The sequence below is a fragment of the Streptomyces sp. NBC_00663 genome (genome assembly GCF_036226885.1).
Taxonomy (GTDB): domain Bacteria; phylum Actinomycetota; class Actinomycetes; order Streptomycetales; family Streptomycetaceae; genus Streptomyces.
The window spans coordinates 7570091-7590844 of record NZ_CP109027.1 but is presented as its reverse complement, the minus strand read 5'-3'; the positions used below and the strand labels follow the sequence as shown (position 1 = coordinate 7590844).

The following is a 20754-nucleotide window of genomic DNA, read 5'->3' as shown; positions in this document are numbered from 1 at the left end:
GGCGACGGCGATCTGCTGTGCCCGGGTGGCGAGGTCCGCGCGCGGGGCGTACTTCAGCCCGCCGAACTCCTCCCAGGTGGGCTGCCAGAACTGGAGTCCGCCGTAGAAGCCGTTGCCGGTGTTCACGTGCCAGCGTCCGCCGCTCTCGCACTCCGCGACACAGCTCCAGGGCCAGCCGTCGCGGGCGCAGTCGTACGGCACCGTCGAGGAGGGCGGGCCCGGGGCCGGGGGCGGCGGGGCCGCGTGGGCGAGGGCGGGAGCCGCCCCGGCGAGCAGACAGACGGCGAGGAGCAACTTGAGCGGCGTGCGGTACATCGGCCCACGCTAAGCAGGGCGTCCGGTGCCGCGGTCGATACGCGACCGGCACGGGTGAGAGCCCCACCCGGTCGGCGGACCGGCCGGACGTGCTCGTCGCACGGGCGGAGGCCGGATCGCCGTTACCCAGGTATGGACGAATCAACATCCCTGGATTTACGACGACTTGACACTGATTGCCCCATTCCGCACCCGTGGTGGCCCGCTGCGCCAGATGGTTCGATTCCGTTCGCTCTGGAGCGTGACTCCCGCCACAGATCGCCCGTTGTCTTCTTCATGAGCCCGGGACCCACCCGGGCACCGCTTCCTGAGGGAGTCACCCGTGCCGCGCTTGCTCGACGTCAGCGACGAAGTTCGCGCCGAGATCGGCGACGAAGAGGCCGACCGGCTGCTCGCCGGAGACAACGCCCCCGGCAGTTACGACTGCACGTCCTGCCGCACCCCCGGCGACTCCGAAGCGGAGCGCACCAGCACCGTCCTGTTCATCGGTGACGAGACCGCCGTCCTCGCCTTCGCCCACGCCACCTGTCTGCCCTCGCAGGTCGTCCAGGTCACCGAGGAGCAGCTCCAGGGAGCGGTGAAGTCCATCACCGGCGACTCCGTCGACCTGGACCCCGACAAGGTCGTCCCCGAGCAGGCGGTGCTCGGCGTCACCAGCGGACTCGTACTGATCGCCGGGGAGTTGCACCCGGCGCTCGTGGTCGAGCCGACCGGGCCGATCGTGCGCCCGGGCGCGACCGGCGCCGGCGACGACTTCCTGCCGCTCCTCATCGAGCAGGGGTTCATGCCGGTCACCGAACTGTCCGAGGTGCCGCCGGTGCTGCACGGCTGGTCGGTGCTGCTGGCCATGGGTCAGCTGCACGCGGTGCTCCAGCCCTCGGCCAACGGCGGTCAGCCGGTGGCCTGGTGGCAGGCGCATCAGCCGCTCCAGGTCACCGAGAGCTGGCGGGCCGCAGCCAACAAGCACCAGCAGGTGCTGATGTTCGCGGCGCCGGTGGGGTCGATCGGGCGTCAGCCGCGGGAGGACCTGCTGCGGGACGCCATCGACAAGGCAGCCGCCAACGGCAAGTTGGTCGCCTCCGCACTGCCGCTCGCGGGGACGTGACCCCGACGCCCCTGTGCACCCTGAACGCGCCCGCATCCCCTGAAGACTGCGGTCGTTTGGACATACGTGCACGCATACGAAGTTCCCCGCCGCCCGCCCTTCCAGTCGATCCCCTCGGCGCGGTCGACTCCGGACCCGCTCGGCGGTCCCTCGGCCACGCCGATCTACGACACGCTCTACGCCGAGTACGTCAAGTCCTTCCGGACGCTGCCGGGTGACCGCAGCGGCGAGGACGAGCTGGACTTCATCGCCTTCGGGAACCTCGCCCAGGGCTCGGAGTCGTACGGCGGGCACCGGCCGGGGTCGTTCAGCAGCTCGTACAGCGCCTACAGCGCGGGCGCGAACAGCGCCCGCGTCGGCCAGCAGCAGTCGCAGTGGCAGCGCGTCGGGCAGGTCGGGCAGCACGGCACGATGGTGCAGCACGTGCCGGCACTGCCGCCGGGCCGGCGCCGGGGCCTCTGAGGAAACACGAAAGGGCGACTCCCCACTGTGGGAGCCGCCCTTTCGTATGCCGTACGCCTACTTCTTCTTGTTGCCGCGCTTCTCGCGCACCCGCACGGAGATGTGGATCGGGGTGCCCTCGAAGCTGAACTCCTCGCGCAGTCGGCGCTCGATGAAGCGGCGGTAGCCCGCCTCGATGAAGCCGGAGGCGAAGAGCACGAACCGCGGGGGCTTGGTGCCGGCCTGGGTGCCGAAGAGGATGCGGGGCTGCTTGCCGCCGCGGATCGGGTGCGGGTGGGCGGCGACCAGCTCACCGAGGAAGGCGTTCAGACGGCCGGTGGGGACGCGCGTCTCCCAGCCCGCCAGGGCCGTCTCGATCGCCGGGACCAGCTTCTCCATGTGGCGGCCGGTGCGCGCCGACACATTGACCCGGGGCGCCCAGGCGACCTGGCCGAGCTCGGTCTCGATCTCCCGCTCCAGGTAGTAGCGGCGCTCCTCGTCGAGGGTGTCCCACTTGTTGTAGGCGAGGACGATCGCGCGGCCCGCGTCGACCGCCATGGTGACGATGCGCTGGTCCTGGACGGAGATGTTCTCGGAGGCGTCGATCAGGATGACCGCCACCTCGGCCTTCTCGACGGCGGCGGCGGTGCGCAGCGAGGCGTAATAGTCGGCGCCCTGCTGGAGGTGGACGCGCTTGCGGATACCGGCGGTGTCGACGAACTTCCAGGTGACGCCGCCGAGTTCGATCAGCTCGTCGACCGGGTCACGGGTGGTGCCCGCGAGTTCGTTGACGACGACGCGCTCCTCGTTCGCCACCTTGTTCAGCAGCGAGGACTTGCCGACGTTCGGGCGGCCGATGAGGGCGATGCGGCGCGGGCCGCCGACGGCGGTGCCGAAGGTCTGCTCGGGGGCCTCGGGCAGGGCCTCCAGGACGGCGTCCAGCATGTCGCCGGTGCCGCGGCCGTGCAGCGCGGAGATGGGGTGCGGCTCGCCGAGGCCGAGGGCCCACAGGTAGGCCGCGTCGGACTCGCCGCTCTGGCCGTCGACCTTGTTGGCGGCGAGCACCACCGGCTTGCCGGCCTTGCGCAGCAGTCGTACGACCGCCTCGTCGGTGTCCGTGGCACCCACCTTGGCGTCGACGACGAAGACGACGGCGTCGGCGGCCTCGATCGCGTACTCGGCCTGGGCGGCGACGGAGGCGTCGATGCCGAGGACGTCCTGCTCCCAGCCGCCGGTGTCGACGACCTTGAAGCGGCGGCCCGCCCACTCGGCCTCGTAGGTGACCCGGTCGCGGGTGACGCCGGGCTTGTCCTCGACGACGGCCTCGCGGCGCCCGATGATGCGGTTGACGAGCGTCGACTTGCCGACGTTCGGCCGGCCGACGACGGCGAGCACGGGCAGCGGCCCGTGACCGGCCGCCTCGATCGCGCCCTCGACGTCCTCGAGGTCGAAGCCCTCTTCCGCGGCGAGCTCCATGAACTCCGCGTACTCGGCATCGCCAAGCGCTCCGTGGTCGTGCTCTGCGAAAGAGCCCTCGGAGTGGATGTGGTCGTTCATGAAGTCCGTACCTCGTCGTTCATCGTGGTGATCGGTGGACCGGCCGGTTTCTCCGGATTGATCCACTACTTAGTGTCGCCTAGCGCCCGGTCAGGCGCCTGGCGTTTTCCAGGTGCACGGTGAGCTGCTTCTGGATGCGCTCGGTCGCTTCGTCGAGCGCCTTGCGGGTGCGCCGCCCGGAGCCGTCGCCCGCCTCGAACGGGTCACCGAAGACCACGTCGACGCGGCTGCGCAACGGAGGCAGCGCCTTTATCAACCGTCCCCGCCGCTCGGAACTTCCCAGTACGGCGATCGGGACGATCGGGGCGCCGCTGCGGACCGCGAAGTACGCGAGCCCGGCGCGCAGCGCGGCGAAGTCGCCCTCGCCCCGGGTGCCCTCCGGGAAGATACCGAGGACGCCGCCGGCCGACAGGACGTCGAGCGCCTGGGTGATGGCCGTGCGGTCGGTGCCCGAGCGGTCGACCTTGACCTGGCCGATGCCGAGCAGGAACGGGTCGAGCGGGCCGATGAACGCTTCCTTCTTGATCAGGAAGTGCGTCGGCCGGGGCGCGACGCCCATGACCATCGGGCCGTCGATGTTGTGGGAGTGGTTGACGGCGAAGATCACCGGCCCGGCCGCGGGCACCTTCCAGGCGCCGAGCACGCGCGGCTTCCACAGCCCGTACATCAGGCCGACGCCGATACGCCGCCCGACCTCGGCGCCCCGCAGGGAGGGTGCGGTCACTTCCCGGCCCGCTTCTCCTCGACGAGGGTGACGACGCACTCGATGACCTGCGCGAGCGTGAGCTCGGTGGTGTCCACCTCCACCGCGTCGTCCGCCTTGGCGAGCGGCGAGGTCTTGCGGGAGGAGTCGGCCGCGTCCCGCTTGATCAGGGCCTCGCGGGTGGCGTGGACGTCGGCGCCCTTGAGCTCACCGCTGCGGCGGGCGGCACGCGCCTCCGGCGAGGCGGTGAGGAAGATCTTGAGGTCGGCGTCGGGCAGCACGGTCGTACCGATGTCCCGGCCCTCGACGACGATGCCCTTCTCCGCGCCGGCGGCGATCGAGCGCTGTAGCTCGGTGATCCGGGCCCGCACCTCGGGCACCGCGCTCACGGCGCTGACCTTGGAGGTGACCTCCTGGGTGCGGATCGCGGCGGCGACGTCGGTGCCGTCGACGGTGATCGTCGGGTCGGCCGGGTCGTCGCCGGAGACGATCTCCGCCTTGCCCGCCACGGCGGCGATCGCGGTCGGGTCCTCGATGTCGATCCCATTGGTCACCATCCACCACGTGATCGCCCGGTACTGGGCGCCGGTGTCCAGGTAGCTCAGACCGAGCTGCGCGGCAACGGCCTTCGACGTGCTCGACTTGCCGGTGCCGGAGGGACCGTCGATGGCGACGATCACGGGCTGGGCGGCGCCGTTTTCCACGGGGGGACACCTTCCTGGTGCGGTGTGGTGGGGTGCGGGGCGCGCGAGGGCCCCGCACAAGGGTACTGGCTCGTCGGCGGCCTCCTTACGGGCGGAGGGCCGGAGCACTCACTGCCGAATGGACCAGCCCCGCTCCCGCAGCGCCGCGGTCAGTACGGGCGCCGCCTGCGGCTCCACCATCAGCTGCACCAGACCGGCCTGTTGTCCGGTCGCGTGCTCGATGCGGACATCCTCGACGTTGACCCCGGCCCGTCCCGCGTCCGCGAAGATGCGGGCCAGCTGACCGGGCTGGTCGTCGATGAGGACGGCGACGATCTCGTACGACCGTGGCGCCGAGCCGTGCTTACCGGGTACCCGCACCTGGCCGGCCTTCCCACGCCGCAGGATGTCCTGGATGCCGACGGCACCCTTGCCGCGCTCGGCCTCGTCCGAGGACTGCAACCCGCGCAGGGCCTGCACCGTCTCCTCCAGGTCGGCGGCGACGTCGGAGAGCAGGTCGGCGACCGGCCCGGGGTTCGCGGACAGGATGTCCACCCACATCAGGGGCTCGGAGGCGGCGATCCGGGTCACGTCACGGATGCCCTGCCCGCACAGCCGTACGGCGGACTCCTCGGCGTTCTCCAGACGCGCGGCGACCATGTTGGAGACGAGGTGCGGCATGTGGGAGACCAGCGCCACCGCGCGGTCGTGGGCGTCGGCGTCCATGACCACCGGCACCGCACGGCAGTGCGAGACCAGCTCCAGGGCGAGGTTCAGCACCTCGGTGTCGGTGTCCCGGGTCGGCGTCAGCACCCACGGGCGGCCCTCGAAGAGGTCACCGGAGGCGGCCAGCGGGCCGGACTTCTCACGCCCCGACATGGGGTGCGTGCCGATGTACGACGACAGGTCGAGGCCGAGGGCCTCCAGCTCACGGCGCGGGCCGCCCTTGACGCTGGCCACGTCGATGTAGCCACGGGCCACCTCCCGGCGCATGGCGTCGGCGAGCACGCCGGCCACATGGGCGGGCGGGGCGGCGACGATCGCGAGGTCGACGGGCCCCTCGGGCGCCTCGTCGGTGCCGGCACCGAGAGCTGCGGCGGTACGGGCCTGCTCGGGATCGTGGTCGGCGAGGTGGACGGTGACGCCCCGGCTCACGAGCGCCAGCGCGGCGGAGGTGCCGATGAGGCCGGTGCCGATGACGAGTGCGGTTCTCACTGGGCGATGTCCTTGCGCAGAGCGGCGGCGGCACCGAGGTAGACGTGGTTGATCTCGGCGCGGGGCCGGTCGGACTCGATGTGCGCGAGGATCCGCACGACGCGCGGCATGGCGCCCTCGATGTCGAGCTCCTGGGCGCAGATCAGCGGTACGTCGGCGAAGCCGCTGCCGAGCTTGCGGGCCGCGGCGGCCGGGAAGTCGCTGTGCAGGTCCGGTGTGGCCGTGAACCAGATGCTGATCAGGTCGTCCGCGGTGAGGTCGTTCCGCTCCAGAACGGCGGTGAGCAGCGCTCCGACCTGCTCGTCCATGTGACCGGCCTCGTCCCGCTCTAGCTGGACGGCGCCCCGGACCGCTCGTACCGCCACGGCGATGCTCCTTGCTGATGTACGGCTCTGGTACATCCAGCCTAGTCAGCCCGCGGGGGGTGGGGACGGGGCGCCCGCCCCCTGAGACACCCGGGGCCGTTCACGGCGACTGCTGCTTGATGAGTTCCTCCAGGGACGCCGGCACCTCGCCGTTCGGGGTCATCCTGTCGATGGCCCGCGGCAGCTCCTGGGCGAGCGCGTCGGCGGCCCGGTCCGGGGAGACGCCCGCCTCCTCGGCGACCTGCTGAAGGGTGTCGCCGGGCAGCGCCTGCTGGATCTGCGCGCCGGTCACCGACTGGTTCTCGCCGCTGCCGAGCCAGGACTCCTTCTGCTCGGCGAGACCCGACTTGGCGAGGGTGTCGAGCAGCCCGCCCAACGGGTTGTCGCCGTTGCCGCCCTGCTTGCCGAGGGCGGAGAGCAGCGCGCCCAGGATGTTGCCCCCGCCGGAACCGCTGCCCGAACCGAGCAGGCTGCCCAGCAGGCCACCGAGATCGTTTCCCGCCATGATCAAAAGCCTTTCGGGAGTACGGACCCTGACAATGTCACCCGAAGGTCACAGCTCCGCTACTCGGGGAGAAAACACATCGATGCGCCCCTGGACTCGGGGCCCCGTCTCCGCTCTCATGGCAGGAAGCTCGCCTCGGGGGAGGCCCTTTCATGAAGCGCTCCGGACCGCTGCTCACCCTTCTCGCGGGTCTGCTGCTAGGCCTGTTCATGCTGTCGCTCAACGCGACGACGGGCGAGAAGAAGACCTCCGCGTCGGTGGAGGAGTCCCCGTCGCCGGGCACCAAGGCGTCACCGCCGCCCACGACGAAGTCCCCGTCGCCGTCTCCGTCACCCTCGAAGTCGCCGATCCCGAACGCCGACTACGCGGGCCGTACGGACGACGACTCCTCCGCGGTCGCCGTCTCCGTGCGTGACGGCCGGGCGATCGCTTACTTCTGCGACGGCCGGGACAAGGAGTCATGGCTCAAGGGCGACGTAAAGGACGACGGCACCATGAAACTCACCGGCAAGGGCGGCGCCGAGCTGAACGGCACGCTCAAGCGGGGCAAGCGGATCAGCGGCACCGTCGACATCGGCGGCGGGCACTACGCGTTCACCGCGGACAAGGCGATCAAGCCGTCCGGCCTGTACCGGGCGACGGCCACGGTGCGCGACGCGAAGTTCGACGGCGGCTGGATCGTCCTGAAGGACGGCACCCAGGTCGGCATCCTCGACAAGAACGGCAAGCCCTCCCCCGCCCCCGAGATCGACCCGGCGACGGGCGAGGTGACGATCGAGGGCCAGCAGCTCACGGCCCGCCCCGTCACACCCTGACCCCGCCCTCGACCCCGCCGCCCTCGGCCCCGCTCGCGCTCAGCCCCGCCCGCCTTCACACCCGATCGCCCTCAGCCCCGCTCGTCTTCAGCTCTGGGAGCCGACATGACCGTCGACCCGAACGCCGCCACGCAGGGATTCCCGAGTCCACCGCCCGACCACCACCGGCCGAGCCCGGCCCGCTATCTGATCCCGGCCCTGGTGGCCGCCGCGGTGGCGGTCGCCCTCGGTGTGTACGGCAAGGTCCACGACCCGGCGGGCACCGCCTTCAACCTCGCCGGCTTCAGCAGCACGGGTGCCGTGAAGTCCTGGCTGGCCACGGTCGCCGTCTTCTTCGCGCTGGTGCAGTTCACGTCGGCGCTGATGATGTACGGCAGGCTGCCGGGCCCGAGCTGGTCCTCGACGCTGCACCGCTGGTCGGGCCGCGCGGCCTTCCTGGTGGCGGTGCCGGTCGCGGTCCACTGCCTCTACGCGCTGGGCTGTCAGACGTATGAAACGCGCGTTTTCTGGCACTCCCTCCTGGGTTGCTTCTTCTTCGGGGCCTTCAGTGCCAAGATGCTCCTGCTCCGCTCGGAGCGCCTTCCCAACTGGCTGCTGCCGATCGTCGGCGGGCTTGTGTTCGCCACGCTGACGGTCATCTGGCTGACCTCCGCCCTCTGGTTCTTCCGAACGTTCGGAGTGACGACATGACGATGCAAGGCCCGACGCGGCGTTCGGTGCTTCTCGCGACGGGCGCGGCGGCGTTCACCGTGGGGTGCGGCGAGTACGGCGACAACAACGACTCCGGCTCCGACACGGTCGAGGCGACCGCCGGTACGGAGTTGGCGAGGACGAGCGACATCCCGGTCGGCGGCGGCAAGATCTTCAAGGACGAGAAGGTCGTCGTCACCCAGCCGGAGAAGGGCGAGTTCAAGGCCTTCACCAATATCTGCACCCATCAGCAGTGCCCGGTGGCGAGCGTCTCGGACGGCACCATCAACTGCAACTGCCACGGCAGCAAGTTCAGCATCAAGGACGGCTCGGTGGCCCACCCGCCGGCAACCCAGCCCCTGGCCGAGAAGAAGATCAAGGTCGACGGCGACTCGATCCAACTCGCCTAGTCCCTCCGGCCCCCTAGTCCCACAGGGCGCCGAGCGTCACCAGCTCACTCTGGTACTCGATCCGGTCCGCCCACTCGGCGGGCCAGGCGTCAACCCCGTGGTACGCCCCCGCGAACGCGCCCGTCAGACAGGCGATCGAGTCGGAGTCCCCGGCCGTGCAGGCGGCCCTGCGCAGGGCCGTCACCGGCTCGTCGACGAAGAGCAGGAAGCACAACAGCCCGGTCGCCAGCGCCTCTTCGGCGATCCACCCCTCGCCGGTGGCGAGGCACGGGTCGGTCTCCGGCGAGACGGTACGGACGGCTTCCCGCAGCCGGTCCAGGATCGCCAGGCACTCGTCCCAGCCGCGCGCGATGAAGTGCTCGGCCGAGGGGTCCTGGCTCCGCGTCCACAGATCACCGAGCCAGCGCTCGTGGTAGCGGGAGCGGTTCTCGATGGCGTACGACCGCAGCAGCCCGACCAGTCCGGTCGGCTCGGCCCCTTGCGCGAGCAGCCGTACGGCGTGCGCGGTGAGGTCGGACGCGGCGAGGGCGGTCGGGTGCCCGTGGGTGAGCGCGGACTGCAACTGGGCGGCGCCGGACCGCTGTTCGTCACTGAGGCCCGGGGCGAGCCCGATGGGCGCGACGCGCATGTTGGCACCGCAGCCCTTGGAGTGGATCTGGCTGGCGTCCTGCCAGAGCCCCGGCTGCTCCAGAAGATCGCATGCCGTGATGCATGTGCGGCCCGGCGCCCGGTTGTTCTCCGGGGAGCGGTTCCATGCGACGAACTCCTGCCGCACGTCCGCCGCCATGCTCTCCGGACCCAGCACTCCCCGGTCCATGGCGCTCCGCAGCCCGCGCCCGAGAGCCAGCGTCATCTGCGTGTCGTCGGACACGAACGCCCGCTTCGGCAGCTGCATCTCCCGCCATGGCCCGCACTTGGCGAGGATCGACGGGACGTCGTTGAACTCGGTCGGGAATCCGAGCGCGTCCCCGAGGGCGAGCCCGATCAGTGTGCCGGTCGCGGCGCGCTTCCTGACGGTGGTGGCGGTCATGCGGGGCGTCCTTCCCGGGACGGTCGGAGGAGGGGCGGGTGCAGGGCGGTGGCAGGTCCCGCGCGGTAGAGCGCCGCCGGTTTGCCGCGCCCGCCGGTCAACTTCGCGGCGCCGGGGACCTGTTCGACGAAACCGGGCGTGGCGAGCACCTTGCGGCGGAAGTTGGGCCGGTCGAGGGTCGTGCCCCACACCGTCTCGTAGACCTGCTGGAGCTCGCCGAGGGTGAACTCGGCCGGGCAGAAGGCGGTGGCGAGACGGCTGTACTCGAGCTTGGCGCCGACCCGTTCATGGGCGTCGGCCAGGATCCGGTCGTGGTCGAAGGCGAGCGGCCTGGCCTGGCCGTACGGCACCCAGCGGGCGTCGGCCGCGTCGCTGCCGCCGTGCGGTTCGGGCGCGTGGGGCAGCAGCGCGGCGAAGGCGACGGAGACGACCCGCATCCGAGGGTCACGGTCGGGCTCGCTGTAGGTCCGCAGTTGCTCCAGGTGCAGCCCGGAGACGTCGAACAGGCCGGTCTCCTCGGCGAGTTCACGCCGTGCGGCCGTCTCGGCCGACTCATCCGGCCGCACGAAGCCGCCGGGCAGCGCCCAGTGGCCGGCGTACGGCTCCTGTCCGCGCTCGACGAGCAGCACGTGCAGGGCGCCCTCGCGGACGGTGAGGACGGCGAGATCGACGGTGACGGCGAAGGGTTCGTAGGCGTGCTTGTCGTAATCGCTCACAGCCACACCCTCCCCCTCTATTAATAGTCAGTACGACTATAAAGAGGCGGGATGGGTTCGCACAACCCGGGTAACCGCAACCACATGGGCGAGATCCTCGTGGGCACGTGTTCGTGGACGGACCGGGCGTTGACCGGCAGCGGCTGGTATCCGCCGGGGCGACGGGACGCCGAGGGACGGCTGCGGCACTACGCCGGGCGGTTCCCGGTCGTCGAGGTCGACTCGGCGTACTACGCACTGCCCGACGCCCGCACGAGCACGTTGTGGGCCGAGCGCACCCCGCCCGGCTTCGTCTTCGACGTGAAGGCGTTCTCGCTGCTCACCGGTCATCCGACCCGGAGTTCCGTGATGCCGGACGGGCTGCCCGCCGACCCCCGGGACCCGACGGTGCTCGACGCGGTGTGGGCGCGCTTCACCGAGGGGATCGAGCCACTGCGGGCGGCCGGCCGGCTCGGCGGTGTGCTGTTCCAGTTCCCGCCATGGTTCCGGCCCGGGCAGTGGGCCGGGGCGTTTCTGCGGGAGTGCGCCGAACGCACCGCCGGGTGGCCGATTTCCGTGGAGTTCCGGCATCCCGGCTGGTGGCGCAGGGAGTGGGCGGACGTGACCGCCGCTCTGCTCGCCCGGTACGGCATGACGGCCGTGGCCGTCGACATGACACAGAGCCTCCCCTCCTCGATCCCGCCCGTCGCTCCGGTCACCTCGCCGCGGCTGTCCGTCGTCCGCTTCCACGGACGCAGCGCCTCATGGGGCACCGGGAGCAAGGAGGACCGGTTCCGGTACGCGTACCAGGAGGCCGAACTCGCCGAGTGGCTGCCCCGGTTGCGTTCCCTGTCCGGGCGGGTCGACGCACTCCACGTGCTGTTCAACAACTGCTGCGGCACTGCGGCCGTCCGTGCCGCCGAGACGATGCAGCGTCTGCTGACCGGCGCCGACACAGCCCCCGCCGCTCCCGCCCCTCCCGCCTCTCCCGCCCCTCCGGCGTCGCCCGGCTCGCGCAGCACGCGGTGACGCCCGGGCCCGGATTCCCCCGCAAGGGAGACCCGCCCGGCCCGGATCACCCCGGAAAGGAGACCCGCCCGGCCCGGATCACCCCGCGAGGGAATCGCGGCGCCCCAGGAAGGCCAGCAGCCGGACCTCGGGCGGCACGCAGGACGCGACCGCGACCGGCTCGGCGAACCTCACTCCCCGGTCCTCCGCCGCGACCACGCACCGGGCCACGGGCAGCAACTCGGCGGCCAGGGCGGCCGGCAGGGGCCGCGGCCTGCCGCATGCCTGGGCGACGTCCCAGCCGTGCACGGCGATCTCGACGGCGCCGACCGCACCCATCACCCGCACGTCCAGCGGCCGTTCACCGACCAGCACCTCGTCGCCCGGTCCGGCCGCCCAGGCGCCGAGCACGGCACGCGCGCGGGTGCGGAACCCGCAGACCCGGTCGGTGTGCGGCAGCAGCCCGATCCGTCCGCCGGTGAGCCCCTCGTACAACGCCTCCAGGGAGTCGTCGAGATGGCCGAGCAGTTCCCCCAAGTCCCACTCGGCGCACGGCGTGACCCGGCCGAGGCCCGCGTTCTCGGCCCCGGCGACACTCCCGAGCGCGTAGGCGAGCGAACGCTCCAGCAGCTCCCCGGCGTTCACGACAACACCTCGGGCGGACCGAAGGAGGGCGCGTCCGACAGCCGCCCATGCCCCGGCGCGTCCGCCGTGAGGCCCCTCAGCGGCTTCCCAGGCGCCCCTGGCGGGCTCTCCGGCCCCGAGGGCAGCGGAGGCCGCCCACGGCTCTCCAGGGCCGTCAGAGGCATGCTGGGCGGATCCTCGGTCGCGCCGGCCGCGTCCGCCGTCCGTACCCGGTGCTCCTGGTCCGCCGTCGCGGTCATCATGTCTGCTCCCTTCGTCCGTGTGGGGTACAGACCGGCGGGAGCGCCGAAACGCATCGGCCGGTCCCGGAGAAATATCCGGAACCGGCCGTCGTACGAGATGACCTACAGGTCGACTTCCTGCATCAGCATGCCGACCTCGGTGTTGGACAGCCGCCGCAGCCAGCCCGACTTCTGGTCGCCCAGGGTGATCGGGCCGAAGGCCACGCGCACCAGCTTGTCGACCGGGAAGCCGGCCTCGGCCAGCATCCGGCGCACGATGTGCTTGCGGCCCTCGTGCAGGGTGACCTCGACGAGGTAGTTCTTGCCGGTCTGCTCGACGACCCGGAAGTGGTCCGCCTTCGCGTACCCGTCGTCCAGCTGGATGCCGTCCTTGAGGCGCTTGCCCAGGTCGCGCGGGATCGGACCCACGATGTGCGCGAGGTAGACCTTCTTCACGCCGTACCGGGGGTGGGTCAGCCGGTGCGCCAGCTCACCGTGGTTGGTGAGCAGGATGACACCCTCGGTCTCGGTGTCGAGCCGCCCGACGTGGAAGAGCCGGGTCTCCCGGTTGGTGACGTAGTCGCCGAGGCACTGACGGCCCTCGTTGTCCTCCATGGTGGAGACGACGCCGGCGGGCTTGTTCAGCGAGAAGAACTGGTACGACTGGGTGGCCACGGTCAGACCGTCGACCTTGACCTCGTCCTTCTCCGTGTCGACGCGCTTGCCCTGCTCCAGGACGATCTCGCCGTTGACCTCGACCCGCGCCTGCTCGATGAGCTCCTCGCAGGCCCGCCGCGAGCCGTAGCCCGCGCGCGCGAGGACCTTTTGCAGCCGCTCGCCCTCCTGCTCGGCGCCCGGGAAGGTCTTGGGGAGCTTCACGTCCTTCTTGTTCGCGTACCGCTCGCGGTTGCGCTCCTCGGCACGCGCCTCGTACTCACGGGAGGTCGCCGGCACCCAACGGCCGCGCCCGGTGCCCTGGCCCTGCTTGGGCCCGCCCTTGGCGCCACCGCGCGCCGAGGCGCCGCGCCCCGTCTTCGGCCCCTCCGGGGAGGCGCCGGGGCCCACGTCGTAGCGACGCTCCTCGGGACGGGGCTTCTTCGGCCGGCCGCCCTGGCTGTCGTCGCGGTTGTTCCCGGCACCGCGGTGGTTACCGCGGCCCCCGCTGCTCCCGCCGCGGCCGCCGCTGTTGCCACCACGGCTCCCGCCGTTGTTTCCGCTGCTGTTCCTGCCGCTGCTGCTTCGCATCACATTTCCGTCTAGTCGTCTGCGTCGTGGCCGTCCGGCGCGTCAGGAGCGTCCGGATCGAACGACGGGACCCCTTCCAGTGTCTCGGCCTCGATCGCCTCCGCCTCGGGGAGGAAGGGCGCGAGCTCCGGGAGCTCGTCCAGGCCACGCAGGCCCATCCGCTCCAGGAAGTAGTTCGTCGTCGTGTACAGGATCGCACCTGTTTCGGGTTCCGTGCCCGCCTCCTGAACCAGACCCCGCTGGAGGAGGGTGCGCATGACCCCGTCACAGTTCACTCCGCGCACCGCCGAGACCCTGCTGCGGCTGACCGGCTGGCGGTACGCGACGACCGCCAGCGTCTCCAGCGCCGCCTGGGTGAGCCGGGCCTGCTGGCCGTCCAGGACGAAGCCCTCGACGGCCGCCGCGAACTCGGGCCGGGAGTAGAAACGCCAGCCGCCGGCGATCAGCCGCAGCTCGAAACCGCGTCCCTGGACCGTGTACTCGTCGGCCAGCTCCCGCAGCGCGTCCGCGATCTGCCGCTTGGGCCGCTGGAGGATCTTCGCGAGATGCTCCTCGGTCGCCGGCTCGTCCACGACCATGAGGACGGCCTCGAGCGCGGGCTTGAGATCGAGGTCGGCGACGGTGCGCTGCCCGGCCGGGACGTCGGTGGTCTCCTCGCTCACGCCTTGTCCTCCTTGGGCGGCTCGGGCGGTCGGTCGAACTCGTCGGTGACCATCGGCGCCTGCTCCCCCGCGCCACCGGTCCAGCGCACGATGAGATCCCCGAGGGCCGTCTCCTGGTCGAGCGCGACGGCCTTCTCCCGGTACAGCTCAAGGAGCGCCAGGAAGCGGGCGACGACGGTGAGGGTGTCGTCGGTGTCCTCGACGAGCGCCCGGAAGCTGGCCTCGCCGAGCTCCTTCAGCCGGGCGACGACGATCCCGGCCTGCTCCTGCACGCTGACCAGCGGCGCGTGGATGTGGTCGACGTACACCTGCGGCTTGGGCTTGGGCTGCATCGCCTTCACGGCGAGCTTGGCGAATCCCTCCGGGCCGATGCTGATGACGACCTCGGGCAGCAGCTCCGCGTGGTGCGGTTCCAGGCCGACGGTACGGGGGTAGCGGCGGGCCTCGTCGTCGAGGCGGCGGTTGAAGATGTCCGCGATCTGTTTGTACGCGCGGTACTGGAGCAGCCGCGCGAAGAGCAGGTCACGGGCCTCCAGCAGCGCGAGGTCGGCCTCGTCCTCGACCTCGGCGGCGGGCAGTAGCCGGGCGGCCTTGAGATCGAGCAGTGTGGCGGCCACCACGAGGAACTCGGTCGTCTGGTCCAGGTCCCAGTCCGGGCCCATCGCCCGGATGTGCGCCATGAACTCGTCGGTGACCTTGGAGAGCGCGACCTCGGTGACGTCCAGCTTGTGCTTGGAGATCAGCTGGAGGAGCAGGTCGAAGGGGCCTTCGAAGTTGGCGAGCCGGACCTTGAAGACACCGTCGTCGGGTTCTTCCGCGACCGGCTCTTCCACCACGACCGGTTCGTCCACCGCGACGGGCTCAGGCGCCTCGGGCGCCCCCGGCCCCCGCCCCAGCACACGCCGGCGGCCGGCAGCGGCGCCGGAGGCGGGGACGGGAGCGTCGTTCGAGGTCATGGCCTCCGCAGGCTACCGCTACCGCCCGCGCAGCCGTCGTACGAGGATGCTCGCGTCCCCGCGGGACTCCAGATCGGCCAGCACCACGGCGACCGCCTCACGGACGATGCGCCCGCGGTCGACGGCCAGGCCGTGCTCGCCGCGGAGCACCAGACGCGCGTGCTCCAGGTCCATGAGCTCCTCGGCAGAGACGTACACAGTGATCTTCTCGTCGTGCCGCTCCCGGCCGCTGGGCCGGCGCGCGGGCGCCCTGCTGCCGCCACCGCGCTGCTTGCGCGGTGCGGCGGCAGAACCTTCCTGCGTGTCCTGACGTCGTGCGGAGCGCTCCGTCGCGGTGCCCCGGCTGCGGGACTCACCGGTCTCGGCCGGCTCCGTGGCCACGTGCTCCGCCCCGTCGCCGTCCCCGCCCTGGGCGGGCACGGAGTGCGGTGCGTCCTCCGCCGCCGTTCCGTCGCTCTCGCCGGCGGGAGCGGGCACCCGGGCTTCGCCGTTGGCCCCCCGTCGTGGAGTGGACGGCTGGAGCGCCATTCCCCCTGTCGTACGGAAGAGTTCGTCGGCCCCCGGCAGACTCACTCGGCGTGACACCGGGCGAGCACCTCCCTGGCGAGCTGGCGGTAGGCGGCGGCGCCGACGGAGTTGGAGGCGTACGTGGTGATCGGCTCGCCGGCGACCGTGGTCTCCGGGAAGCGGACCGTGCGTCCGATGACCGTGTGGTAGACGTGATCGTCGAACGCCTCGACCACCCGGGCCAGGACCTCGCGACTGTGGACCGTGCGCGAGTCGTACATCGTGGCGAGGATGCCGTCGAGCTCCAGCTCGGGGTTGAGCCGCTCCTGGACCTTCTCGATGGTCTCCGTCAGCAGGGCGACACCACGCAGCGCGAAGAACTCACACTCCAGAGGCACTATCACCTTGTGCGCGGCCGTCAGGGCGTTGACCGTGAGCAGACCCAGTGAAGGCTGACAGTCGATCACGATGTAGTCGTAGTCGGCCATGAGCGGCTTCAGGGCACGCTGGAGCGTCGACTCGCGCGCGACCTCGGAGACCAGCTGGACCTCCGCCGCCGACAAGTCGATATTGCTCGGCAGCAGGTCCATGTTGGGGACCGCGGTCTTCAGCAGGACCTCGTCGGCCGCCATGCCCCGCTCCATGAGCAGGTTGTAGACGGTGAGGTCGAGCTCCATCGGGTTGACACCGAGTCCCACCGACAGCGCGCCCTGCGGGTCGAAGTCCACGAGCAGCACCCGGCGTCCGTACTCCGCGAGGGCGGCACCCAGGTTGATGGTCGACGTGGTCTTGCCGACGCCGCCCTTCTGGTTGCACATCGCGATGATCTTCGCGGGCCCGTGGTCCGTCAGCGGACCCGGGATCGGGAAGTACGGCAGCGGGCGACCGGTCGGGCCGATGCGCTCGCGGCGCTGACGGGCAGCGTCGGGAGCGAGCGTGGCCGCGTACTCGGGGTCGGGCTCGTACTCGGCGTCGGGGTCGTAGAAGTGCCCCTCGGGCAGTTCGTCGTAGTCGGCGAACTGGCTGTGGGGCGCGCCACTTCCGTCGCCGGCCATGGCGTTCACGTGATGGCCATCCATGCTCTGGTGTGCTGACAGAGTCACGCGGGTCTGCTGGTGACTCCGGTGGGCTGCGAAGGTGCGCACCGCGACGGAGCCGACAGCCTCGAACCCCGCGGGACCCTGGTCCCGTACCGGCACTCCTGGTTGACCACCCCCGGGAGAAAATGTCGACTCATTCACAAGTCGTCTTACCTCCTTGGTGACCAGGAAACTTCTAGACAGGTCAGCGTGGCACCATGCCGACAGTCGGCGACTCTATGGCGTGTCGGGCGTCCGCAGCAACACAATCCGCCGGACCCGGCCCGATGTGTCGGCAATGAAACATCCCTCTGTCAAGGGCGTACGGCCGTCGCACGGCAGGTTTCACGGGTGTGCGAATCGACCAAAGGGTTACGTTCGAGGCGAGTTGACCGAGAGTCGCAAAGTGACCATACACACATCCGGCCGGACCTTGTCGGGCAAGGTCCGGCCGGGTGCGCGTCGTTGACACGCCATGTTGACGTATCGCCTTTACGAAAAGGTGACTTAGCCGTTCGGCGAGGTCAGGGGCTCAGCCGAGCAGCGTCTCCAGCTCGACGTGCTCCAGGCCGTGCGCCTCGGCGACCTCGCGGTAAACGACCTTGCCGTCATGGGTGTTGAGGCCCTTGGCGAGCGCGGGATCACGGCGCAGCGCCTCGACCCAGCCGCGGTTGGCGAGTTCGACGATGTAGGGCAGCGTCGCGTTGGTGAGCGCGTAGGTGGAGGTGTTGGGCACCGCGCCCGGCATGTTGGCGACGCAGTAGAAGACCGAGTTGTGCACCTGGAAGATCGGCTCGGCGTGCGTCGTCGGGTGGGAGTCCTCGAAGCAGCCGCCCTGGTCGATCGCGATGTCGACAAGGACACTTCCCGGCTTCATCCGGGCCACGAGCTCGTTGGTGACCAGCTTCGGGGCCTTGGCGCCCGGGATGAGCACCGCGCCGATGACGAGGTCGGCGTCGAGGACGGCCTTCTCCAGCTCGAGGGAGTTGGACATGATCGCCCGGACCTTGGTGCCGAAGACCTTGTCGGCCTCGCGGAGCTTGTTGATGTCGCGGTCGAGCAGCGTGACGTGGAAGCCCATGCCGACCGCGATCTGCGTGGCGTTCCAGCCGGAGACGCCGCCGCCGATGACGACGGCACGCGCGGGCTGGGTGCCGGGGACGCCGCCGGGGAGCACACCACGGCCGCCGACCGAGCGCATCAGGTGGTAGGCGCCGACCTGCGGGGCGAGGCGGCCCGCGACCTCGGACATCGGGGCGAGCAGCGGAAGGGCGCGCGAGGGCAGCTCGACCGTCTCGTAGGCGATGGCGGTGGTGCCGGACTCGATGAGCGCGTCGGTGCACTCCTTGGAGGCGGCCAGGTGCAGGTAGGTGAAGAGCGTCTGGTCCTTGCGGAGCCGGTGGTACTCCTCGGCGATGGGCTCCTTGACCTTCAGCAGCAGGTCGGCGGTGGCCCACACCTCGTCGGCGGTGCCGAGGATCTGCGCGCCGGCGGCGACGTACTCCTCGTCCGGGATCGACGAGCCGACACCGGCGCCCTGCTCGATGACGACCTGGTGGCCGTGGCGCACCAGCTCGTGCACGCCGGACGGGGTGATGGCCACCCGGAACTCGTTGTTCTTGACCTCGCGGGGGATGCCGACCTTCACGTGGATCACGGTCCTTGGCTCAGTGGATGTGGGGCAATAGAACACATACCCGGGCATGCACGAGCACACCGGGAGACACCGCAGGAGAAGGTGCGGCAGAGCCAGTCTAATGAAGGTGTTCCCGCTGTCCAGCCTTTCATTGCATCAATCTTCTGCGGGTGTACTACGGATTTCGCAGGCATCAGCGTCTTGTTTCGAAGGATCAGGCCGCTCCGGTTCCACTTCCGGCTCCGAAAGCTCCTCCCCCAGCAGCCGCCCGGCGGCCCCCCGGTGCAGCGTCGCGGCGGCCGGATCGCCCAGGTGGTCCAGGGTGTCGGCGAGCCTCAGATGCAACGCGGCCTGCAACCGGGCGTCCTCCGCGCGCCGCGCCCACTCGACGGCCTCCTGGCAGGTGCGCAGCGATTCCTCGGGCCGTCCTGCGTACTCCTGGACCCGCGCCACCTCGCTCAACGCCCGTGCGTGGGCGGCCACATCGCCCTCCTTGCGGTACCCGGCGACCGCGGCCCGCCAGCTCCGCAGCGCCTCGCCGTACCGGCCCGCGTAGGTGTGGGCGGCGGCGATCCGCCCGTACAGCCGGGCGGCGTCCGCGCGCTCGTCGCGGGCCAGGCGCTGGGCGAGGGCGCGGCCGAACCAGTCGGCGGCCCGGTCGTAGTCCCCGAGCTCCAGATGCGCGCCGCCTACGGATTCCATCGCGCGGCCGGTCGCATACGGATCGTTTGCCGCCCGTCCGGCGTCCAGCGCGGCCCGATAACGGGTGAGCGCGTCGGCCGTGCGCCCGGTCTGGGCGTCCAGATCGCCCAGGTTCAGCAGCGCCGCCGCCTGCTCCCGGGGCAGCTCCCGGCGCTCGGCCACATCGAGGACGAGCCGGTGGATGCCGTACAGGTCGGGGGCCGCGGCCTGGGTGCCGAAGTGCGCGACCATCGCCCTGACCAGCTGGGACATCAGCCGTCTGGCGAGGGTGTCGAGTTCCCCGTCGGCGACGGCGAGCCGCGCCGAGGCCAGCAGGGCGGGCCTGCGGACGCGCAGCCACTCCTCGGCAGCCCGGGGGCTGGGGAAGCGCAGGGAGCGGGGCATGCCCTGGAGCTTCTCGCGGGCCTCGGGGTTGTCCGTCTCGGTGATGGCACGGCAGGACTGGAGCAGCCGCACCGTGCGCTCCAGCATCCGGGCGCGGGCCAGCTGGAGCTCGGCGGGGCGGTCCTGGGTCTCGGCGAGGGACTTCAGCAGGGGGTGCAGACAGGCCGGCACCTCGTACTGCGGCAGCGGGGACTCCACGGAGTGCAGCAGGCCGAGGGCGACGAAGTCGTCCAGGGTGGTGCGGGCGCCGCCCACCGAGCAGCCGGCGAGGGCGGAGGCGGTGTGCGGGTCGACCAGGCCGGCCGGGGCGAGGGAGAGCAGACGCAGTACCCGGGCGGCGGGGCTGGGCAGGGAGCCGTAGGCGAGGCGGAAGACCCGGGTCAGCGGCGTCCCCTCGTCGCCCTCGGCGTGCAGATGCTTGGCGAGGTCGGCGACGGCGGCTTTCGGCCGGGCGGCGAGCCAGCCGCCGGCCATCGTCAGGGCGGCGGGCTGGGCCTGGCACACCTCGACGAGGCCCTCGGCGGCACGGGGGTCGACGGTGATGCGGACCGAGCCGGTGTGCCGGGTCAGCAGCTCCAGGGCGGACTTGGTGTCGAGGCCGCCGAGGGTGCAGGGGCGGACGTCGGAGATACCGGTGAGCGGGCCGTCGGACACGGCGACGACCAGACAGTCCGGGGTGTCCGGGAGGAGGGCGTCGACCTGGTCGGCGGTGACCGCGTCGTCGAGCAGGAGCAGCGCGCTGCGGTCGGCGAGGGCCTCGCGGAGCGCCGCCGTGAGGTCGTCCTCGGCGGCGCCTGCCGGGGTCGGCAGGTCCAGGGCGGCGAGCAGCTCACGGGCGGTGTGCTCGACCGGGACCGGGGTGCCGTCGGGCTCGCTCAGACGCGCCCGGAGCACCCCGTCGTCGTAACGGTCCGCGACCTGTCGTACGAGCTCCTCGGCGAGGGCGGTGCGGCCCGAGCCCGGCCGGCCCGCGATGAGCAGCACGCGCGCGCGGGGGGCCTTCTTGCCGGAGAGGGTGTCGAGGCCCGCCCGCTCGATGTCGGCGCGGAGCTCCTTCAACTCTCTGTTCCGGCCCAGGAATTGACCCTCGGCCGACAGCTGAACGCCGCTCGTGTCCACCGCCTGGTCCGTCACGGGCCACACTCCCGTCCCACCGCACGCGCAAGCCCGCCGGGACTCC

Annotated in this window: 23 protein-coding genes and 1 pseudogene; 6 read left to right on the top strand and 18 right to left on the bottom strand. The window is 71.3% G+C overall.

The annotated features are described in order from the left end of the window. Window positions 1–15 precede the first annotated feature (15 nt). A pseudogene (locus OG866_RS45300) lies at window positions 16–315 on the bottom strand (transglycosylase family protein); the annotation flags it as partial. A 322-nt stretch (window positions 316–637) separates the two neighbouring features. Between OG866_RS45300 and OG866_RS34405 the strand changes: the two are divergent. Next, the gene (locus tag OG866_RS34405; protein ID WP_329340841.1) at window positions 638–1420 is read left to right on the top strand and encodes a hypothetical protein; all 783 of its coding nucleotides are present in this window, start codon (window positions 638–640) and stop codon (window positions 1418–1420) included. A gap of 66 nt (window positions 1421–1486) precedes the next feature. Further along, window positions 1487–1882: a hypothetical protein gene (locus OG866_RS34400; RefSeq protein ID WP_329340840.1), complete on the top strand. Its 396-nt coding sequence runs from the start codon at window positions 1487–1489 to the stop codon at window positions 1880–1882. A 57-nt stretch (window positions 1883–1939) separates the two neighbouring features. Here OG866_RS34400 and der read toward each other — a convergent pair whose 3' ends face one another. The 6 genes from der to OG866_RS34370 all read right to left on the bottom strand — a co-directional run bounded on the left by der (window position 1940) and on the right by OG866_RS34370 (window position 6889). After that, complete coding sequence (gene der, locus OG866_RS34395; RefSeq protein ID WP_329340838.1) at window positions 1940–3418, bottom strand: ribosome biogenesis GTPase Der; 1479 nt, start codon at window positions 3416–3418, stop codon at window positions 1940–1942. A gap of 79 nt (window positions 3419–3497) precedes the next feature. Then, window positions 3498–4181 carry a lysophospholipid acyltransferase family protein gene (locus OG866_RS34390; protein WP_329340836.1) on the bottom strand — a complete coding sequence of 228 codons (684 nt, stop codon included), beginning with the start codon at window positions 4179–4181 and terminating at the stop codon, window positions 3498–3500. Beyond that, complete coding sequence (gene cmk / locus OG866_RS34385; protein WP_329340834.1) at window positions 4139–4825, bottom strand: (d)CMP kinase; 687 nt, start codon at window positions 4823–4825, stop codon at window positions 4139–4141. The genes OG866_RS34390 and cmk overlap by 43 nt, the downstream gene beginning before the upstream one ends. Before the next feature lie 108 nt (window positions 4826–4933). Then, the gene (locus tag OG866_RS34380; RefSeq protein WP_329340832.1) at window positions 4934–6019 is read right to left on the bottom strand and encodes a prephenate dehydrogenase; all 1086 of its coding nucleotides are present in this window, start codon (window positions 6017–6019) and stop codon (window positions 4934–4936) included. Then, complete coding sequence (gene aroH / locus OG866_RS34375) at window positions 6016–6384, bottom strand: chorismate mutase (RefSeq protein ID WP_329340830.1); 369 nt, start codon at window positions 6382–6384, stop codon at window positions 6016–6018. Before aroH ends, OG866_RS34380 begins: the two co-directional genes overlap by 4 nt. Window positions 6385–6484: 100 nt before the next feature. Next, on the bottom strand, window positions 6485–6889 hold the full coding sequence (locus tag OG866_RS34370) for a YidB family protein (protein WP_329340829.1): 405 nt from the start codon (window positions 6887–6889) through the stop codon (window positions 6485–6487). Between the two features lie 152 nt (window positions 6890–7041). Here OG866_RS34370 and OG866_RS34365 point away from each other — a divergent pair, with 152 nt between their 5' ends. The 3 genes from OG866_RS34365 to OG866_RS34355 all read left to right on the top strand — a co-directional run bounded on the left by OG866_RS34365 (window position 7042) and on the right by OG866_RS34355 (window position 8804). Beyond that, window positions 7042–7704 (top strand): hypothetical protein, encoded by a 663-nt coding sequence (locus OG866_RS34365; RefSeq protein ID WP_329340828.1) that lies wholly within the window; start codon window positions 7042–7044, stop codon window positions 7702–7704. Window positions 7705–7809: 105 nt separating this feature from the next. Further along, window positions 7810–8394, top strand: a complete 585-nt coding sequence (locus tag OG866_RS34360) for a DUF6529 family protein (protein WP_329340826.1) — start codon at window positions 7810–7812, stop codon at window positions 8392–8394. Then, window positions 8391–8804, top strand: coding sequence for a Rieske (2Fe-2S) protein (locus tag OG866_RS34355; protein WP_329340824.1), 414 nt, complete (start codon window positions 8391–8393; stop codon window positions 8802–8804). The genes OG866_RS34360 and OG866_RS34355 overlap by 4 nt, the downstream gene beginning before the upstream one ends. A gap of 13 nt (window positions 8805–8817) precedes the next feature. On the opposite strand, the gene OG866_RS34350 is transcribed toward OG866_RS34355, so the two are convergent. Next, a complete protein-coding gene (locus OG866_RS34350) occupies window positions 8818–9834 on the bottom strand; it encodes an ADP-ribosylglycohydrolase family protein (protein ID WP_329340822.1) in 1017 nt (338 codons plus the stop codon). Further along, window positions 9831–10556, bottom strand: a complete 726-nt coding sequence (locus OG866_RS34345) for an NUDIX hydrolase (RefSeq protein ID WP_329340820.1) — start codon at window positions 10554–10556, stop codon at window positions 9831–9833. The genes OG866_RS34350 and OG866_RS34345 overlap by 4 nt, the downstream gene beginning before the upstream one ends. Before the next feature lie 78 nt (window positions 10557–10634). On the opposite strand from OG866_RS34345, the gene OG866_RS34340 reads away from it, so the two are divergent. After that, window positions 10635–11558 (top strand): DUF72 domain-containing protein, encoded by a 924-nt coding sequence (locus OG866_RS34340; protein ID WP_329344426.1) that lies wholly within the window; start codon window positions 10635–10637, stop codon window positions 11556–11558. 78 nt (window positions 11559–11636) lie between these two features. Here OG866_RS34340 and OG866_RS34335 read toward each other — a convergent pair whose 3' ends face one another. From OG866_RS34335 to OG866_RS34295, 9 genes are all read right to left on the bottom strand, one after another. Next, window positions 11637–12182 (bottom strand): TIGR03086 family metal-binding protein, encoded by a 546-nt coding sequence (locus OG866_RS34335; protein ID WP_329340819.1) that lies wholly within the window; start codon window positions 12180–12182, stop codon window positions 11637–11639. After that, window positions 12179–12424, bottom strand: a complete 246-nt coding sequence (locus OG866_RS34330) for a hypothetical protein (RefSeq protein ID WP_329340817.1) — start codon at window positions 12422–12424, stop codon at window positions 12179–12181. The genes OG866_RS34335 and OG866_RS34330 overlap by 4 nt, the downstream gene beginning before the upstream one ends. 102 nt (window positions 12425–12526) lie before the next feature. Further along, window positions 12527–13648: a pseudouridine synthase gene (locus OG866_RS34325; protein WP_329340815.1), complete on the bottom strand. Its 1122-nt coding sequence runs from the start codon at window positions 13646–13648 to the stop codon at window positions 12527–12529. Between the two features lie 11 nt (window positions 13649–13659). Then, the gene (gene scpB, locus OG866_RS34320; protein ID WP_329340813.1) at window positions 13660–14310 is read right to left on the bottom strand and encodes an SMC-Scp complex subunit ScpB; all 651 of its coding nucleotides are present in this window, start codon (window positions 14308–14310) and stop codon (window positions 13660–13662) included. Next, complete coding sequence (locus tag OG866_RS34315; protein ID WP_329340811.1) at window positions 14307–15266, bottom strand: segregation and condensation protein A; 960 nt, start codon at window positions 15264–15266, stop codon at window positions 14307–14309. Before OG866_RS34315 ends, scpB begins: the two co-directional genes overlap by 4 nt. 18 nt (window positions 15267–15284) lie before the next feature. Next, window positions 15285–15851 (bottom strand): hypothetical protein, encoded by a 567-nt coding sequence (locus OG866_RS34310; RefSeq protein WP_329340810.1) that lies wholly within the window; start codon window positions 15849–15851, stop codon window positions 15285–15287. After that, window positions 15836–16972, bottom strand: coding sequence for a ParA family protein (locus OG866_RS34305; protein ID WP_329340808.1), 1137 nt, complete (start codon window positions 16970–16972; stop codon window positions 15836–15838). The genes OG866_RS34310 and OG866_RS34305 overlap by 16 nt, the downstream gene beginning before the upstream one ends. A gap of 412 nt (window positions 16973–17384) precedes the next feature. Further along, window positions 17385–18500, bottom strand: coding sequence for an alanine dehydrogenase (gene ald / locus OG866_RS34300; RefSeq protein WP_329340806.1), 1116 nt, complete (start codon window positions 18498–18500; stop codon window positions 17385–17387). A gap of 144 nt (window positions 18501–18644) precedes the next feature. Next, window positions 18645–20708, bottom strand: a complete 2064-nt coding sequence (locus OG866_RS34295; protein ID WP_329340804.1) for a tetratricopeptide repeat protein — start codon at window positions 20706–20708, stop codon at window positions 18645–18647. Between the last annotated feature and the right edge of the window lie 46 nt (window positions 20709–20754).

What these genes read in the sequence shown, in the direction of transcription:
- der (WP_329340838.1), bottom strand. Translation starts at nt 3,418, where the DNA reads ATGAACGACCACATCCACTCCGAGGGCTCTTTCGCAGAGCACGACCAC.
- OG866_RS34370 (WP_329340829.1), bottom strand. Translation starts at nt 6,889, where the DNA reads ATGGCGGGAAACGATCTCGGTGGCCTGCTGGGCAGCCTGCTCGGTTCG.
- OG866_RS34365 (WP_329340828.1), top strand. Translation starts at nt 7,042, where the DNA reads ATGAAGCGCTCCGGACCGCTGCTCACCCTTCTCGCGGGTCTGCTGCTA.
- OG866_RS34360 (WP_329340826.1), top strand. Translation starts at nt 7,810, where the DNA reads ATGACCGTCGACCCGAACGCCGCCACGCAGGGATTCCCGAGTCCACCG.
- OG866_RS34355 (WP_329340824.1), top strand. Translation starts at nt 8,391, where the DNA reads ATGACGATGCAAGGCCCGACGCGGCGTTCGGTGCTTCTCGCGACGGGC.
- OG866_RS34350 (WP_329340822.1), bottom strand. Translation starts at nt 9,834, where the DNA reads ATGACCGCCACCACCGTCAGGAAGCGCGCCGCGACCGGCACACTGATC.
- OG866_RS34340 (WP_329344426.1), top strand. Translation starts at nt 10,635, where the DNA reads ATGGGCGAGATCCTCGTGGGCACGTGTTCGTGGACGGACCGGGCGTTG.
- OG866_RS34330 (WP_329340817.1), bottom strand. Translation starts at nt 12,424, where the DNA reads ATGATGACCGCGACGGCGGACCAGGAGCACCGGGTACGGACGGCGGAC.
- OG866_RS34325 (WP_329340815.1), bottom strand. Translation starts at nt 13,648, where the DNA reads ATGCGAAGCAGCAGCGGCAGGAACAGCAGCGGAAACAACGGCGGGAGC.
- OG866_RS34315 (WP_329340811.1), bottom strand. Translation starts at nt 15,266, where the DNA reads ATGACCTCGAACGACGCTCCCGTCCCCGCCTCCGGCGCCGCTGCCGGC.